This window comes from Vibrio sp. J383 (assembly GCF_023503985.1).
GTDB classification, from domain to species: Bacteria; Pseudomonadota; Gammaproteobacteria; order Enterobacterales; family Vibrionaceae; genus Vibrio; species Vibrio splendidus.
The window spans coordinates 2,116,812-2,130,603 of sequence record NZ_CP097293.1 but is presented as its reverse complement, the minus strand read 5'-3'; the positions used below and the strand labels follow the sequence as shown (position 1 = coordinate 2,130,603).

Genomic DNA, 13,792 nt, shown 5'->3' with positions numbered 1-13,792 from the left:
GCCATTCTGTTTTTCTATCTACTGCCTTCGGGCAACGTTTAGTTTGGAGCTAACGTCAATGAAAAAATGGGCTACTCTATTAGCTGGTAGTGCATGTGCGCTTTCAATGTTATCTGCACCATCATTTGCAAAAGATAACAAAGAATTGGTATTCATGAACTGGGGACCTTACATCAATAGTGAGATCTTAGAACAGTTCACTGATGAAACGGGCATCAAAGTGATTTACTCGACTTACGAATCGAATGAAACTTTGTACGCAAAATTGAAAACGCACAATAAAGGTTACGACCTTGTGGTTCCTTCGACCTACTTCGTGTCTAAAATGCGCGATGAAGGCATGCTTCAAAAGATCGACAAAACCAAGCTAAACAATTTTGCGAATCTAGATACCAACTATCTAGATAAGCCATATGATCCGAACAACGACTACTCGATTCCACATGTTGTCGCTATTACCGGCCTTGCTGTGAATACAGATATGTACGATCCAGAAGATTTTCAAAGCTGGGCTGACTTATGGAAGCCAGAGCTCGAAGGTCAACTGATGATGATGGACGACACTCGTGAAGTGTTCCACATTGCTCTACGTAAGCTGGGTTATTCAGGTAACACAACAAACGAAAAAGAAATCGATGAAGCCTACGCCGAGCTACAGAAATTAATGCCAAACGTTTTGGTATTTAACTCAGATAACCCAGGCGCGCCATACATGTCTGGCGAAGTCGGTCTTGGCATGCTTTGGAACGGTTCTGCCGCTGCAGCGCAAAATGAAGGGCTACCGATTAAACTGGTTTTCCCTAAAGAAGGCGGCATTGGTTGGGTTGATAACTTTGCTATCAGTTCTGGCGCAATCAACGTAGAAGCAGCTCATAAGATGATCGACTTCCTACTTCGCCCAGAAATCGCAGAACAAATCTCTCGTGACACCGGTTACCTAACGGCCGTTAAAGCGTCTAATGAGAAGTTCAAAGACAGCCCTGCTCTGTTCCCGTCGCAAGAAGATCTTGACCGTGTTGAATGGCAAGCCGCGGTTGGCGATAAGACAGTGAAGTACGAAGATTACTTCATGAAGCTTAAAGCGGGTCAGTAAGCGAGTTCGTTATCTCATTGCTCCGGTCAACAGACGCTGATAAGTAACTGGTTTACTTAACAACCTGAGTTAGGTAATCAACACGTTAAAAATAAGAATATCAATGAATAGGCAGCTTAGGCTGCCTATTTTGTTATATCACTGCTATAATCTAGCGCGATTTTTAGAAATCCATTTACTTTGGGTTCACTACCCAGCTCCAAATCAAACAAATGAACGGAACAGTAATGAAAAAAACACTGTATACCGGCGCATTGTGTGCTGCTACTTTACTTTCTACACCCTCTTTCGCAGCTGACCAAGAACTGTATTTTTACAACTGGTCTGAATATATTCCAAATGAAGTACTAGAAGACTTCACAGAAGAAACTGGCATTAAAGTCTATTACTCAACTTATGAGTCTAACGAAAGCATGTACGCTAAGTTAAAAACTCAAGGTACGGGTTACGACTTAGTGGTTCCTTCTACTTACTTCGTTTCTAAGATGCGTAAAGAAGGCATGCTTCAAGAGCTTGATAAAGCTAAGCTAAGCCACTTTTCAGATTTGGATCCAAATTACTTAGATAAGCCATTTGACCCAAACAACAACTACTCGATCCCATACATCTGGGGCGCAACGGGTATTGGTATCAACTCAGATATGCTAGACAAGTCTTCAGTTAAAAACTGGGGCGATCTGTGGGATACACAGTGGGAAGGTCAACTGATGATGATGGATGACTCTCGTGAGGTTTTCCATATCGCACTGTCTAAACTGGGTTACTCTCCAAACACAACGAACCCTGAAGAAATCAAAGAAGCGTACGAAGAACTTCGTAAGCTGATGCCAAACGTATTGGTATTTAACTCAGATTTCCCAGCAAACCCTTATCTAGCGGGCGAAGTGTCTCTTGGTATGCTTTGGAATGGCTCTGCTTACATGGCACGCCAAGAAGGCGCGACAATTGACATCATCTGGCCAGAGAAAGGCGCTATCTTCTGGATGGACAGCCTAGCTATCCCATCTGGCGCTAAAAACGTTGAAGCAGCACATAAGATGATCGACTTCCTTCTTCGTCCAGAAAATGCAGCGAAGATTGCTCTAGAGATCGGTTACCCGACGCCAGTTAAAACGGCTTACCCTCTTCTACCTAAAGAATTTTCTGAAGATAAGAACGTTTTCCCACCGCAATCTGTGATGGATAACGGCGTATGGCAGGATGAAGTTGGCGAAGCGAGCGTTATTTATGACGAGTACTTCCAAAAACTTAAAGTAAACAACTAGATTGTTACTGACAGGTTAATAAAGCGGCGTAAGCCGCTTTATTTTTATCTACACTTTATATAGGATGATATTAAACCAAATGAAGTGCGATTTAATATGCCCGCGAACCCTATATTATTGGTTGTGACTCTGATGCTGCTTGCGTCATTCTTGATGCTTGGGCTGAGTTCTTTTATTCACATAGATTCCAATTACGATCTGTTTTTTGAAACGAACACGCTCGTGATTATAATGTACATCTACTACGTTGCTCGTCATGCTATTCGCCCTCATAAAGCCCTTCGCTATGGTGCTCTACTACTTATTTCTAACTTGCTTTATGATGTGATCACAGAGCTCAAACACCTCGATGAATGGGCCGACCGAAACGAGTTACTCGACACCTTTCTTGAAGATGGATTGTTGCAAATAGCCTTCCTACTTATTGCTTACGGTATAACTGAACTTACAACCAAATTGAAAGATCAAAGCAAGCAAGATGAGCTGACAGGCTTGTATAATCGTAAGAAGTTTGACGCAATCACGCTGAAAGAATTCGAACTCATATATTTCGATTTGGACGGGTTAAAGCGAGTCAATGACCGTAAAGGCCATAAAGTTGGCGATCTAATGATCGTTCGCTTCTCTCAAGCGCTCAGCCAAGCCGCCTTAGAAGATGAAATGGTGTTTCGAGTTGGCGGCGATGAGTTTGTCGCGACTGCACAACTTGGCCGTGGTGGCGAGTTTGTAAGCCAAGTGACGAATCTATTACATGGAGAGAACATCGGCTTCTCTTACGGTATTGAAGTAACGAGTAGAGAGAACTTTAAACAGGCGCTTGATGAGTCAGATAAAGCGATGTACGAAATGAAAAAAGCGCAGCGAACAGATCAACGAGCTTAATCACACCATTATTTAGTGGCTGATTTGGCCGTAAGGCAGGTAAAAAATAGAGACAAAAAAGCAAACATACATACGACTCTAATTCTCTTTAGGTCAATGTATATTTGCTTATATATAGTGGATAAAGATTAGTTAAGCCGTTAAAGAGCCTTTCTCTAAAGACAACAGCTCACCGACTAATTTTGGCACTTCAATACTGGCTTTACCGTAACGTTTCTCTTCAAATTCGCTCTCAACCGCACTTGGCTCGAGGTTGATTTCAATTGTATGTGCGCCATGCATTCTTGCGTCATGTACAAAACCAGCCGCTGGATAAACCACACCTGATGTGCCGATCGAGATAAACAGATCAGCTTCTTCTAACGCTGAATAGATGTCGCCCATTCTTAATGGCATTTCGCCAAACCAAACAATATGAGGACGCATTTGAGCTGGTATTTGGCAACAATGGCACAATTCACCAGTATGGATGCCGTCTTTGTGCTCTAGAACTTGATTTGATTCGCTGCAACGTGCCTTAAGAAGTTCACCATGCATGTGAATAATATTGTTGCTACCGCCTCTCTCGTGCAGGTTGTCGATGTTTTGAGTGATGATCGTTACTTTGCCACCTAGCTTCTCTTCGAGCTCACCTAGCGCCTTATGGGCAGAGTTTGGCAGAATACTTTCGTTCTGTAAGCCATGGCGACGCTTATTGTAGAACTCTTGCACCAAGTCTGGATCTTTTGCAAAACCCTCTGGTGTCGCGACATCTTCGATTTTATGGTTTTCCCATAATCCGTCTTGTGCTCGGAATGTTTGAATCCCCGACTCCGCAGAGATGCCGGCGCCAGTAAGAATTACGATATTTCGATATGGGAAATGCATATAACGTCCTTTTCAATATGTCACTTTTTAACAGCTTAGCACTGTTCAAATTCCAACAATAGTTTTAGGGATTAGACCATAGTCTTAGGCAACTGAATTCATTGGCTATTTGTGACATAACTCGCTTGATGGGTGCTGCCATTGTTACTCAAACTCTCTGTTTTGCTTTTCACTGAAACAAAAAAAGCGGCCGAAGCCGCTTAGTTATAATTTAATTTGTGTCTAGCAAGGGCTTAACACTCATCAAGATTGATGACGTTAGTCTTCGTTAATCGAAGAGATCTTATGGATTGAAAGATCCGCACCGTTGAACTCGTCTTCTTCACTTAAACGTAGGCCAGTCACTTTACTTAGAACACCGTATACAACCAATGCACCAATCAGAGCAACAGCAATACCCGCCAGTGTACCAACAACTTGAGAAGCAAAGCTCACGCCACCTAGTCCCCAGAGTGCTTGCTGGCCGAAGATGCCAGCTGCAATGCCACCCCAAGCGCCACACACGCCGTGCAATGGCCATACACCCAGCACATCATCAATCTGTGTTTTGTTCTGCATGTAAGTAAACAGGTAAACGAACAATGCGCCCGCTACACCACCTGTAACGAGAGCGCCAAGTGGGTGCATTAAGTCTGAACCTGCACAAATCGCTACGAGACCAGCCAAAGGACCATTATGGATGAAGCCTGGGTCATTTTTACCTGCGACTAAAGCCGCTAGAATGCCGCCGACCATCGCCATAAGTGAGTTCATGGCTACTAGGCCGCTGATGCCATTGATAGCTTGAGCTGACATCACGTTGAAGCCAAACCAACCCACACATAAGATCCAAGAACCTAGTGCTAAGAATGGGATGTTAGATGGTGCGAAGTTAGTGTGTTTACCTGCACGAATACGACCTTTACGCATACCTAAGAAGTAAACTGCGACCAAAGCAATCCAACCGCCAACACCGTGAACCACAACTGAACCCGCGAAGTCATGGAAGCCATAACCGAATTGCGCTTCAAGCCAATCTTGGAAACCAAAATTACCATTCCAGATGATCCCTTCAAAGAATGGGTAAACAAAGCCTACGGTGAAAAGTGTTGCGATGAGTATTGGATAGAAACGTGCACGCTCAGCGATACCACCAGAAACGATCGCTGGAATCGCCGCAGCAAACGTCATCAAGAAGAAAAACTTCACCAGCTCGTAACCATTACCTTGCGATAAGGTTTCTGCATCTGCAAAGAAATGCGCACCGTAAGCCACCCAGTAACCGATAAAGAAATAGGCAATGGCAGAAACGCCGAAATCCGAGAGGATCTTAACCAGCGCGTTCACTTGGTTTTTCTTTCTTACTGTACCGACTTCCAAAAATGCAAAGCCTGCGTGCATTAAGAAGACCATGATGGCGCCTAATAATAGAAATAGAGTGTCTGAACTCTGCGTCAAGCTCTCTACTGCGCTATGAACTTGGGTAACCGTTTGACTCATTAAAGCTCTCTCCCTTAGCTTTGTCTCAATTGCACTAGAACCGTGCGAATTGATGTCGTAATTAATTAAAGACTCAACAGTAAACGCAAGATGCGTTCCAACACGCTCACGTAATTTCCGTGCAACAAGTTTTTATTCTAAGCTTATGATTTTAAGGGGTTAAAATTACCACTGCACTTTTTTGGATATTTGATATGGAGGGATGTTTAAAATTAATTGCACCAATTAAGGGAGTTGCACCATATTGGCGCAGTCAATATCAAGCTTGGTTCTGTTTTAGAGCTACCCCAAATATTTTGAAGAATTAGTTAAAAATCTTCTTCCAAGTTGACTAGACCCTTGTTCAGGGTGGACAAAAAAAGCCCAGTGATTCGAATCACTGGGCTTTCTATACAATGGTTGCTTTGAGTAAATCGCTCTAGATAAGTTGTTATCTACTTCGTCTGATACTCACTACAGGTTTGGTCCTGTTGTCGGGTTTTGCGGTAGGTTTTGACTTAAGCGCTGCATGCCTTGATACATACGAATAAACCACACCACGATCGCCACACCACCAAACAGCATGCCGACATAGGGAATGTAGTAAGCGATGTCATCGATAATATGGTTTTGATACCAGTAATCGTTCACACCAATTAACACGCCGTTAGAGGTCGCTACCGTGACGATAAGCACAACAAAGAACGTCAGGTTCAAGAAGAACGAGCGAATCAAGCCATAGTAGTGCGTATCCACTACTTCGCCGTCTTCCCCTTTATCTAAACGATAGCCTGCGTAGATAATCGCGACCACACCAGAGAGAAGACAAGTAAATGGTGTAAAGCAGCTTAGGATGTAAGCGACCCAAATACCTTTATGAGGTTTGTTCATTCTTATTCACCCCTTCCGTTTTCTCTGTTGCTACATTTGCGCTTTGTTCAGCGCCATTTTTCTCTTGTTCCATCACTTCTTTGTACCAAAGGTCATGGTGTTCTTTAGCCCAAGTTTCATCAACTTCGCCTGTTACCATACCCTCAAGTGCACCTTCCATACCGAACAAGCCGATGTAGATGTGGAACACAAAGCCGCAGATAAGGATCAGAGCAGCAAGCATGTGAACTAAGTTCGAAAGCTCCATATCACGTCGTGTTTGGCCAAAGATTGGGAAATCTAACACCAAGCCACTGATCGCAGCGACACTACCCATAACAATCAATAGCCAGAATAGCGCTTTCTCACCCGCGTTAGAAAACTCTGCAGATGGATGAGAACCTTTATGTTTCCCGACCATACCACCCAGTTTTATAAACCACTGGATATCGACCATTTTGAAGATCGACTTGCGCCACCACTTGATAAGAACAGCCATCAACAGCACATAGAAAATCGGGCCGATGTAGTTGTGGTATTGCTTCGCCAATAGAACGATGAAGCCCCATAAATCGGTTGGGATATAAGGTTTCAAGAAGTGTTTACCGTAAACCAACATCAAACCACTGAAAGCCAGTGTTAAGAAGGTAAACGCCATACTCCAGTGCAGTGCGCGGTCAAGTCGCGACCAACGTTTGATCTTACGACCCGTTCTTGGCGCACTCAGCATTAGTGGGCCAATCACAACGTACATTAAGGTAACGAAAGCAATACTGCCAAAGATAGCGACAGCACCGGCTGGTGACATCCACTTCTCCTTCAATATGTACCACGTTTGACCTGGAGTACTGATCAACACACCGTGCTCAGCAGATTGAGATGTGGTGTAACCTTCTTCACCGTTTCTTACTTGTCGCCAAAAATCGGCGCCAGCAAGTTGTGTGATTTCTCTTTCTGCACTACTCGATTGAGTTTGTGAAGCGTTAGTCTCTGATGCATGGCTCATAGGAGACAGCATTGTTAGTGCTGCCAACATTGGCAGCACAACAAGGAAGAGACGCTTAAACATTGTAAGCATATGTCTCTCCTAACTAGCTCTTCATCGCATCGTAAGAAAGGTCATTGCCGTCTGTCCAGCCTGCACCCTTCGCACCACGCTCAACAACACGCTGACGGAATACATCAGAGACTTTCTCTGCATCACCCGCTAGCAGTGCTTTGGTTGAACATAAAGAAGCACACATTGGTAGCTTGCCTTCAGCAATACGGTTCGCACCGTACTTCTGACGCTCTTCCACAGAACCTGGCTCTGTTTCTGGACCGCCAGCACAGAAGGTACATTTGTCCATTTTACCGCGCTCACCAAAGGCTTCCTGTTTAGGAAATTGAGGTGCGCCAAACGGACAAGCAAACAAGCAGTAACCACAACCGATACATAGATCTTTATTGTGAAGTACGATGCCGTCTTCTGTATGTTCAAAACAGTCTGCTGGGCAAACTGCCATACAAGGTGCATCAGTACAGTGCATACACGCTACTGAGATAGAGTTTTCACCCGGTTCACCGTCGTTCAGTGTTACAACGCGGCGACGTTGAATACCCCATTCCAGAGCATCATCATTTTCGTTCTTACATGCAGTGACACAACCGTTACATTCGATACAACGTTTGGTGTCACAAAGAAATTTCATTCTAGCCATTTTAAGACTCCTTACGCTTTACGAATATTACAAAGGGTTACTTTCGTTTCCTGCATCAACGTGACAGGGTCGTAACCGTATGTGGTTGCTGTGTTTGCAGCTTCACCAATAACGTAAGGATCAGTGCCTTCTGGATACTTAGAACGCAAATCTTCGCCTTGGAACTTGCCACCGAAGTGGAATGGTAGGAATGCTAGGCCAGGTTTCACACGACGAGTAACCATCGCTTTCACCTTAATTCGACCTTTCTCAGCACCTTCAACCCAAACATCATCACCATCTTTGAAACCGATGTCGTTCGCATCTTTCGGGTTCACTTCAACGAACATCTCTTGTTGAAGTTCGGCTAGCCATGGGTTTGAACGGGTTTCTTCACCACCTCCTTCGTACTCAACCAGGCGACCAGAAGTAAGAATAATCGGGTATTCACCAGACTTGTCTTGGTCTTGAATCGACTTGTAAAGCGTAGGAACACGGAAAATCGCTTCTTTGTCATCCCAAGTTGGGTAATCAGCAACTAAGTCGCGACGTGGCGTGTAAAGTGGCTCACGGTGCAGTGGTACGCGGTCTGGGAATGTCCAAACAATCGCACGCGCTTTCGCATTACCAAACGGAATACAACCATGCTTAATGGCAACACGTTGGATGCCACCAGAAACGTCAGTTTTCCAGTTTTTACCTTCAGCAGAGGCTTTCTCTTCTGCTGTTAGGTCGTCCCACCAACCCAGTTGTTTCAGCAGTTTGTCACTGAATTCTGGGTAACCATCTTTGATTTCGCTGCCTTTTGAATAGCTGTCTTCAGCCAATAGGCTTTGACCTTCAAATTCGACACCGAAACGAGTACGGAAGTTACCGCCACCCTCAGCAACAGGTTTAGACGTATCGTAAAGGATATGCGTACCTGGGTGTTTCATCTCTGGGTTGCCCCAGCATGGCCAAGGCAGACCGTAAGTCTCGCCATTCGCTGGGCCGCCTTCTGCAGCAAGCGTTGTTTTGTGGAACGTGTGCCAGTTTTGTTGATGTTCTTTCAAACGCTCTGGGCTTTGACCTGTATAGCCGATCGTCCACATACCTTTGTTGAATTCACGAGTGATGTCTTCAATCAATGGTTGGTTGTTCTCAACACGGATGTTTTTGAACAGTTGTTCAGAGAAACCAAGCTTCTTAGAAAGAAGGTACATGATTTCGTGGTCAGGCTTAGATTCGAACAGAGGATCAACAACCTTGTCACGCCACTGTAGAGAACGGTTTGACGCCGTTACACTGCCGTAGGTTTCAAATTGAGTGGTTGCTGGAAGCAAGTAAACGCCGTCGGTGCGATCGTTCATTACTGCCGCGACTGTTGGGTATGGGTCAACGATAACCATCATATCCAGCTTCTGCATCGCCTTCTTCATCTCTGGACCACGAGTCTGAGAGTTCACCGCGTGACCCCAGTAGAACATGGCGCGGATGTTTTCGCGTTGGCGAATCTTGTCTTTGTCTTCAAGCACGCCATCAACCCAACGAGAGACAGGAATACCTGCACTGTTCATTGGTTTTTGACCACCGTATGCGTTGTCGTCAAATCGTCCCTTAACCCAGTCAAAGTCGATATCCCAAACTTTAGACCAATGGCGCCAAGAACCTTCAGACAAGCCGTAGTAACCCGGTAGTGTGTCTGATAGTACGCCAAGGTCAGTTGCGCCTTGTACGTTATCGTGACCACGGAAAATGTTTGCACCGCCACCTGATTTACCGATGTTACCGAGCGCAAGCTCAAGTACACAGTAAGCACGTGTGTTGTTGTTACCCGTAGTATGTTGAGTACCACCCATACACCAAACGATACAACCCGGACGGTTCTCTGAAAGCAGTTTTGCTGTGTGGTAAACGTCTTCTTCGCTAACGCCGGTTACACGCTCAACTTCTGCAGGGTTCCACTTCGCAACTTCTTCACGGATCTCGTCCATGCCGAATACACGTTGGCGGATGAATTCTTGGTCTTCCCATTTGTTAGCAAAGACATGCCATAACAGACCCCAGATAAACGCAACATCTGAACCCGGGCGTAGAGAAACATAGTGATCAGATTTCGCAGCAGTACGCGTACGACGAGGATCCGCAACAACGATCTTACAGTTGTTCTTCTCTTTCGCGATTAGGATGTGTTGCATCGCAACCGGGTGAGCTTCTGCAGGGTTCGAACCAATGAACAGCATCGACTTACAGTTGTGCATGTCATTGAACGAGTTTGTCATCGCGCCGTAACCCCAAGTGTTTGCAACACCGGCTACTGTGGTTGAGTGACAAATACGCGCTTGGTGGTCAACGTTATTGGTGCCCCAAAGCGACGCCATCTTACGGAATGCGTAAGCTTGCTCGTTACTGTGTTTTGCACTACCTAAGAAGTAAACCGAATCAGGGCCAGACTCTTTACGAAGTTCTAGCGCTTTATTACCGATCTCTTCAATCGCTTGTTCCCAAGAAAGCTTCTTCCACTTACCGCCTTCCAATTTCATTGGGTACTTAAGGCGACGTTCACCGTGGCCGTGCTCACGCAGAGCTGCGCCTTTCGCACAGTGTCCACCAGCGTTGAATGGGTGATCGAATGCAGGCTCTTGACCCGTCCAAACACCGTTTTGAACTTCAGCGTAAATACCACAACCCACAGAACAGTGAGAACAGATAGTGCGTTTCACTTCTGTTTTCGCTTCAGGGTCGACTGACTTAGCTTGCGCCTTTTTCATCATACCCGGAGCGAATAGACCAGCGCCTACTACCGCACCACCAGCCGCTAGAGAGGTGTTTTTCATGAAGGCACGTCGAGACACACCCAGTTGATTGGTTTCTTTGCTCACACTATCGGAGCGTTTGACAAGTTTCATCCGTTATCTCCTAAAGTGTGTCGTAGTAATCGCGAATATGTTGCGTTTCACGATACCCAGTCTTCTTCACGTCTTCTTTCAAAATTTCAACAGTTTCTGAAGCGGTTGCCACTTTAGTTGTACCAGCGACAACGGCACCAGCCACGGCTGCAGTCGTCAAGCCTTTGAGTAAGTCCCTACGGCTTGTATTTATATCTTTATTATCTTTCATCATTGCTTCCTTACCTTACGGTAGATCTTTTTTTGGAGGCTTAATGCCCCTCTATCGATATAATCGCGTACTGCTCGATTACTCGTAATCAGTGACGTTTTTCACATCAATCTTTAATTTGTGCTTACTGCTTTTTGTATTCACGCTAAAACGCACTTGTTCTAGCGTTAGGAATGCTTCACACAGCTGAGCTGCTGACTTGTAGAAGTTCGCGCTTTCTGCTCCTTCAAGCTGACGCGTGAAAGAGTTAAACCAAGGGCCAAGGTGTTTGTTGAATACCGCTTGTTGCAGCGCTTCTTCTTCAGCCGTTAGCATGGCCATGACTTCACACAATGCAGCTATATGATCTTCTGGCTCTTTCACTTGATCGTCACGCTCAATGCCTAAAAGCTCTAAGTCATGACGAATCTCTGCTAATGGTTTTTCCATCATGGCGCCAGTTCTATGCCAAGAACCAAATGGAACAATCTCTCCACGGCCAATGCCAATGAACAGATCTTGATATTCATCTTCTAACGCTTCGCGATTTGATTCCGTTGCCGCTTGTTGAATGGCAATCCAAGCTTTTTGCATTGCACTCTCAGACGCTTCAATGTCTAACGTCTTTAGGAAAACAATGACCTCTTCAGAAGGTGCGCTACGGAACAATGCAGAAAGAACCAAATAGATTTCAGTTCTTAGTGTCTGTTCTTGCTTTAATTCTTTTGCGAGCTCAGGCTCTTGTGTCTGATCCAAATTAGTTTCCAATGCCAACTCCTAGTATTTCAATTGATTCAATGGGTCTTGAGCCATTGAATCGAACATGTCCACTACACGACAGTCTTCACACATCGCAATACGATTAATCGCAGTTTCATCTGAAAAATGAGAGTGACCACGTAACTTATTCTGCAACATGTCAATCATAGACTGTGGAGCGAATGGCTTATGGCAGCGTAAACATTCCGCCGCTTTCTCTTCATGAATCACAACCGCTTGTTGACGTTCTTCTTTCACCCAATTCATACGAGGTGTCAGAGTGAGAACATTCTCAGGGCATGCCTTTTCACACAGACCACATTGAATACAGTCTTGTTCTACAAACTTAAGTGATGGAGAAGCACCGTCGGTATGAAGAGCACGTGTAGGACAAACCGCAACACAACTCATGCATAACGTACAATCTTTGCTTTCACACGAAACCGTGCCGTATGGTGCATTCGAAGGAAGTTCAACGATATTCTCGACAGGAATGCGAGATGAAGACATAGCATCGAGTGCAGTGAATAGACGTTGACGTTTGTTGCCTTGAAGATCGCCAAGTGCAAGGTCGAAAGAATCAACGCACAGTGTTGGAGGCCCTTCACGTAGAGACTCTAAATACAGGATATCGATGGTTTCTTTTGGAACACCGATTTGGTCTAGTAGCTCTTGAGCAATCCCGACTTCGTTATTCAGAACGCGAATGATCGTCTCTGGCATAAAACGAGAAGCAGCAAACAGAACCTGGGTTGCGCCATTCACTAGCGCTGCAAACCAAGTATCAATACCAATAGAAGGCAGTTCTTCAACAACGATTGGAATAACGTTATCTGGTAGTGCTTTTAGCGCCATTACATTGTAAGTCTCATGACGAGAGCTACAGATAAGTACGATTGGATCCAGACCGCCCGCATGTTCATAGTTAGCTAGCGTACGTTCAATGAACTTTTGAGTATCGTCAGGGTTTGGAAGCGCATAGGTAATCGCTTCTGTAGGACAGCTTGTTGCACAAGTTCCGACGCCTTGACATAGATAAGGGTTAATCTCAATCTTGTGACCTGTTTTGTCTGAGCCTTCACTTGATAGTGCGCCAGCAGGACAAGCGTCAACACAACGTTCACATCCTTTTACGCCACGAGAACTGTGCGCACAAAGGTCAGTGTCTAAACGGAAGAACTTAGGCTTATCAAATGTGCCCATTAGCGTTGGAATCTCTTCCAGTGCTTCGGCCAGTTTTGGATAGCCACGGCCTACTGGGTAATAACCCGGTACAGGCACTTCTTCTGTCATGCAGCTATTCAGACATAGGTCTAGAACAACATCGAAACAATCGTGATTAATCGCGATTTTCGCCAAGTTGCTTGATGTGCCTTTACTCTCAATCACAACTTCAAACGTGCCAAGGAAACCGGATACTTGAACCGAATTCGCGAAGTACAGTTCTGGGTTTTTGCCCTTTTCGCCGTCTGTCGACAATAAGGTTAAGCTCGTCAATTGAGGTAATTGAGCCGCAGCACTTTCAATGATCGCAGTTGGACCAATAACAAGAGTATTACCGCCGCTTTCGTAGCTAACAGTAGGTGGAATCAGATTTGTTAACTCAACTGTATTTTCAAATGCATACAGTCTTGCTTTAGCGTTATTTGAAGTTGCTTGTTCTAATAATTGTTTAAGCATTGCTCAGTTCCATCTTTGGACATGGATAATCTGTTCAACCTTCATTGTAGTAAGCGATAGAGAACTTGCTGACTAATCCGTTAACAACTAACCCTTTAGCCAGTGTCCCGCTCGTCAGACTATGAATTCGTCTATCTACAAAAAAGTTGATAATAAACGTT

General features: G+C 44.9%; 12 protein-coding genes. 3 read left to right on the top strand and 9 right to left on the bottom strand.

The features are described from left to right. Window positions 1-58: 58 nt before the first annotated feature. The 3 genes from M4S28_RS09715 to M4S28_RS09705 all read left to right on the top strand — a co-directional run bounded on the left by M4S28_RS09715 (window position 59) and on the right by M4S28_RS09705 (window position 3,240). Complete coding sequence (locus M4S28_RS09715) at window positions 59-1,093, top strand: extracellular solute-binding protein (protein ID WP_249631719.1); 1,035 nt, start codon at window positions 59-61, stop codon at window positions 1,091-1,093. A gap of 227 nt (window positions 1,094-1,320) precedes the next feature. Beyond that, window positions 1,321-2,358: an extracellular solute-binding protein gene (locus tag M4S28_RS09710; protein ID WP_249631718.1), complete on the top strand. Its 1,038-nt coding sequence runs from the start codon at window positions 1,321-1,323 to the stop codon at window positions 2,356-2,358. Window positions 2,359-2,442: 84 nt separating this feature from the next. Further along, window positions 2,443-3,240 (top strand): GGDEF domain-containing protein, encoded by a 798-nt coding sequence (locus M4S28_RS09705; RefSeq protein ID WP_249631717.1) that lies wholly within the window; start codon window positions 2,443-2,445, stop codon window positions 3,238-3,240. A gap of 132 nt (window positions 3,241-3,372) precedes the next feature. Here M4S28_RS09705 and cobB read toward each other — a convergent pair whose 3' ends face one another. The 9 genes from cobB to M4S28_RS09660 all read right to left on the bottom strand — a co-directional run bounded on the left by cobB (window position 3,373) and on the right by M4S28_RS09660 (window position 13,631). Further along, a complete protein-coding gene (gene cobB, locus M4S28_RS09700) occupies window positions 3,373-4,107 on the bottom strand; it encodes a Sir2 family NAD+-dependent deacetylase (protein ID WP_249631716.1) in 735 nt (244 codons plus the stop codon). Between the two features lie 258 nt (window positions 4,108-4,365). Continuing rightward, window positions 4,366-5,586, bottom strand: coding sequence for an ammonium transporter (locus tag M4S28_RS09695; protein ID WP_229648816.1), 1,221 nt, complete (start codon window positions 5,584-5,586; stop codon window positions 4,366-4,368). Between the two features lie 453 nt (window positions 5,587-6,039). Further along, window positions 6,040-6,456, bottom strand: coding sequence for a hypothetical protein (locus tag M4S28_RS09690; protein ID WP_017059624.1), 417 nt, complete (start codon window positions 6,454-6,456; stop codon window positions 6,040-6,042). Next, window positions 6,440-7,513 (bottom strand): formate dehydrogenase subunit gamma, encoded by a 1,074-nt coding sequence (locus M4S28_RS09685; protein WP_114633561.1) that lies wholly within the window; start codon window positions 7,511-7,513, stop codon window positions 6,440-6,442. Before M4S28_RS09685 ends, M4S28_RS09690 begins: the two co-directional genes overlap by 17 nt. Window positions 7,514-7,526: 13 nt before the next feature. Further along, complete coding sequence (gene fdh3B, locus M4S28_RS09680; RefSeq protein WP_004733723.1) at window positions 7,527-8,135, bottom strand: formate dehydrogenase FDH3 subunit beta; 609 nt, start codon at window positions 8,133-8,135, stop codon at window positions 7,527-7,529. A gap of 11 nt (window positions 8,136-8,146) precedes the next feature. Continuing rightward, complete coding sequence (locus M4S28_RS09675; RefSeq protein WP_249631715.1) at window positions 8,147-11,002, bottom strand: formate dehydrogenase subunit alpha; 2,856 nt, start codon at window positions 11,000-11,002, stop codon at window positions 8,147-8,149. 10 nt (window positions 11,003-11,012) lie between these two features. Further along, complete coding sequence (locus tag M4S28_RS09670; RefSeq protein WP_249632727.1) at window positions 11,013-11,213, bottom strand: twin-arginine translocation signal domain-containing protein; 201 nt, start codon at window positions 11,211-11,213, stop codon at window positions 11,013-11,015. A gap of 78 nt (window positions 11,214-11,291) precedes the next feature. Then, window positions 11,292-11,960, bottom strand: a complete 669-nt coding sequence (locus tag M4S28_RS09665; protein ID WP_445329529.1) for a TorD/DmsD family molecular chaperone — start codon at window positions 11,958-11,960, stop codon at window positions 11,292-11,294. 9 nt (window positions 11,961-11,969) lie between these two features. Then, the gene (locus M4S28_RS09660; protein ID WP_017087794.1) at window positions 11,970-13,631 is read right to left on the bottom strand and encodes a 4Fe-4S dicluster domain-containing protein; all 1,662 of its coding nucleotides are present in this window, start codon (window positions 13,629-13,631) and stop codon (window positions 11,970-11,972) included. Between the last annotated feature and the right edge of the window lie 161 nt (window positions 13,632-13,792).